This is a genomic window from Frankia sp. AiPs1, assembly GCF_023716945.1.
In the GTDB taxonomy this organism is placed as follows: domain Bacteria; phylum Actinomycetota; class Actinomycetes; order Frankiales; family Frankiaceae; genus Frankia.
The window spans coordinates 1-3246 of record NZ_JAMQQF010000642.1 but is presented as its reverse complement, the minus strand read 5'-3'; the positions used below and the strand labels follow the sequence as shown (position 1 = coordinate 3246).

Annotated in this window: 3 protein-coding genes and 1 pseudogene; 3 read left to right on the top strand and 1 reads right to left on the bottom strand. The window is 75.6% G+C overall.

The annotated features are described in order from the left end of the window. Positions 1 to 121 precede the first annotated feature (121 nt). The 3 genes from folB to ND748_RS28740 are packed head-to-tail and all read left to right on the top strand — an operon-like array spanning position 122 to position 1780. Positions 122 to 556, top strand: a complete 435-nt coding sequence (gene folB, locus ND748_RS28750; RefSeq protein ID WP_251749322.1) for a dihydroneopterin aldolase — start codon at positions 122 to 124, stop codon at positions 554 to 556. Between the two features lie 34 nt (positions 557 to 590). After that, positions 591 to 1346, top strand: coding sequence for a 2-amino-4-hydroxy-6-hydroxymethyldihydropteridine diphosphokinase (gene folK / locus ND748_RS28745; RefSeq protein WP_251749321.1), 756 nt, complete (start codon positions 591 to 593; stop codon positions 1344 to 1346). Further along, the gene (locus ND748_RS28740; RefSeq protein ID WP_251749320.1) at positions 1343 to 1780 is read left to right on the top strand and encodes a DUF3180 domain-containing protein; all 438 of its coding nucleotides are present in this window, start codon (positions 1343 to 1345) and stop codon (positions 1778 to 1780) included. The genes folK and ND748_RS28740 overlap by 4 nt, the downstream gene beginning before the upstream one ends. 767 nt (positions 1781 to 2547) lie before the next feature. Here the strand turns inward: ND748_RS28740 and ND748_RS28735 are convergent. Then, a pseudogene (locus tag ND748_RS28735) lies at positions 2548 to 3246 on the bottom strand (hypothetical protein); the annotation flags it as partial.

Sequence of the window (3246 nt, the reverse complement as noted above, 5' to 3'; positions counted from 1 at the left end):
ACGCGGTGCGCGTCGTGCGGGCATGGCGGCAGGGCGGTGCCGGGGATGCGGCTACCACCGCGAGCCTGCCGGCGGTGGTGCCCGGCTGTGCCGGAGAGCGGGAGGTGCCGTGGTCAGCCCGGTGACGGACGGCTCGGGGCCCGGCGACGCGCCGCTGGACCGGATTACCCTGACCGGGCTGCGGGTCCGCGGCCACCACGGGGTGCTGTCGGCCGAGCGGGAACTCGGCCAGGAGTTCGTCATCGACGCCGTCGTCTGGCTGGACGTCTCCGCGGCGGCGCGGGACGACGATGTCACCCGCACCGTCCACTACGGCGAGCTCGCCGAGACGCTCGCCGAGATCGTCGGCGGCCCCCCGGTGGATCTGATCGAGACTCTGGCGCTGCGTCTCGTCGCCGCCTGCCTGCGCGCGGATCGGGTCGTGCGCGCCGAGGTGACCGTGCACAAGCCGGCCGCGCCGATCCCGATCCCCTTCGGTGACGTCGCCGTCACTGTGACCCGAGCCAGACCCGCAGGCCCGTCGCCCTCGGCCGGCCCCGCACCCGATGGCCGGTGACCTGATGGCCGGTGACCCGACGGATGGTGACCTGATGGCCGAGGTCGCCCACGCGGTGCTGGCGCTCGGCTCCAACCTGGGCGACCGCTGGGCGCTGCTGCGGGCCGCCGTGCGCCAGCTCGACGAGCTCCTCGGCGTGACGGCGTGCTCGGCGGTGTACGAGACCGACCCCGTGGGCGGTCCCGAGCAGGACGACTACCTCAACGCGGTCGTACTGACGGCGCCGGCGCCACCGCGCGAGCTCCTGGCCGCCGTGCGCGCCGTGGAGGAGCGGGCCCGGCGAACGCGGACCGTGCGGTGGGGGCCGCGCACGCTCGACGTGGACGTCATCGCCCTCGGCGCGCTGCGAAGCGACGATCCGGAGATCATCATCCCGCACCCGCGGGCGCACCTGCGGGCCTTCGTCTGCGTGCCCTGGCTGGAGGTCGACCCGGAGGCGACCCTGCCGGATCACGGCCGGGTCGCCGACCTGGTTGCCCGGATGGCGGGCGCCGGGGAGCTCGTCGGCCTGCGGCGAACCTCCGGCCGCCTACGCGGCACCGATGCGGCCGGCACCGATGCGGCCGGCACCGATTCGATCGGCACCGATGCGGCCGGCACCGATTCGATCGGCACCGATGCGGCCGGCACCGATTCGATCGGCACCGATTCGGCCGGCACCGACTCGGCCGGCGACTGTCCGGCCGACGCAGCGGCGGCCGGCGCAGCAATGGCCGGTGGCGCTCCGGGCGACGCCGCCCGGACGTCCACCGTGGCCGGCGAGACCGGTGAGGGTGGTGCGTCGGCGTGAGACCCACCCGACCGCGCGATCTCGTCCTGGCCGCAGTCGTGTTCGGGATTCTCGGCTATCTGCTGCTCTGGTGGGCGTACCGATCGATTCCCACGCTGCCCCGCACGGCGTCGCTGTCGGTGGTCGTCATCGGGCTCATCGAGCTTCAGGTCGCCGTCCAGACCCGGCGCCGGTGGGAAGGCCGTCCCGGCACCCGGCCGATCCTGCCGCTCACCATCGCCCGCCTGGCGGCGCTGGCGAAGGCCAGCTCGGTCGTGGGGGCCGCGCTCGCGGGAGCGTGGGCGGGCGTCCTCGGCTATACCGCGCCGCGGACGGACGAATTCCCGACCGCGGGCGGGGACGCGATCAGCGCCGGGCTCGGTCTGGCCGCCGCCGTCGTGCTTCTCGTCGGCGGGCTGGTCCTGGAACGGGTGTGCCGGGTCAAGAAGCCATAGCCCTGGCCGGGGCTGTGTGGGGGAGGGGCCGCGGTGTGGTGCGGGTCGGGGCGGGAGCGCACGATCCGCGGGACCGTGTTCGCCCGAACGAGCCGGCTGCCTCCTACCCCTCGTGGGGGGCCGATCGGGGCTGGTCACGACCGCCGAGCTGGTCGCCGGGCGGCTCGGCGCCGGAGCTACTCTGAGGTGAATCGCCGCATGTGACCCCGATCGGTGCCAGAGTTGTCCGTATTAAGACCACCTTCTGGTGATTAGCGGCGGATCTTCCTTGCCGGTCGATCGATGTCGCGGTGGCAAGACGCGAAGGCGGGAAGGTGCGGGCGGTGGTCGGTGAGGGCCGGAGCCGCGATGGTTCGCGCGGCAACCCGTCCGACGCCGTCCGACGCGCCCCGCCACCGCCACCGCCTCCGCTCTCGGGCCCGGCGCCGGCTCCGTACGCAGACCCAGCCGGGCTGGATCAGCCCGGGGGCGGCCGGCTCGTCGCGTTCGGAACCCTGCCGACCGGCCCCACCAGGCGTCCCGAGCCCCTGGCCGAGCGCATCACGGCTGTGACCGGGTTCGACCCCGCGGACATGGTGACCGCCTCACCTCCCGTCGGCGGGCTGCCGACCCGGCCCGCAGACGGGCCCCCGGCCGGCCGTCCCGCGCCCAGGGCGGCGCCGGAGGGTCGGACCCGCCAGACGTTCCGAGCCGTGGCCTTCGGCAATCCCACGGCCGGCGGCGCCGAGGTGGTGCCCGCCGACCCGGCGGACGCGCCTGCGCCTGGCTCATGGCGCCCCGATCCCGCCGACGGCGTCCCCGGCGGTGATCCGTCGGCCGATCCGTCCGACCGGTTCGGCCGAACCGATCCCGCCGGCAATCCGCGACGGGCGGCGTTTGCGGACTTCGGCCGCGAATCTGCGCCGCCTCCGACCGGCTCTCGGGACGACGACCCGCCGGGCTGGCGCGGATTTCGCGGCGCCGATTCGCCGGGCCGTCGCGACTTTCCCGCGGCCGATCCGCCGGGCGGCCGTCGATTTCCCGACCAGCGTCGGCAATCCGAGGTCGCTCCCGTCGCCGAGGCACCAGAACCGCGCCATCCGGACCCCCGCGATCGAGACCCCCGCGATCGAGACCCCGGCCATCCGGACCCCGGCCACCGCGATCCTCGCCACCGAGAAGTCCGTCAGCCCGAGCCACGCCCTACCGCCGCCGGCCCGCCCGGCGACCGGCCTGCCGCGCCCAGCCTGCTCGACCGGGTCAGCTTCACCGGCATACAGCGGGCGGTGCCGGCCGGTGAACCGGGGCCGGCCAGCCCCGGCGGACGGAGTCCGGCCGGCGGCTCTGCGCTGGACGAGGTCAGCTTCACCGGCTACCAGCCCGCCATCCGCGAGGGCTGGCAGCCGCGCGGAGCCGTCCGGGACGGGGCGCGGGCGCCCGCGGACGCCGAACGTCCCCGGCCTGGCCGCCGTCACCCGGAGGACGAA

Coding starts and splice junctions, on each gene's coding strand:
- folK (WP_251749321.1), top strand. CDS start 591: ATGGCCGAGGTCGCCCACGCGGTGCTGGCGCTCGGCTCCAACCTGGGC.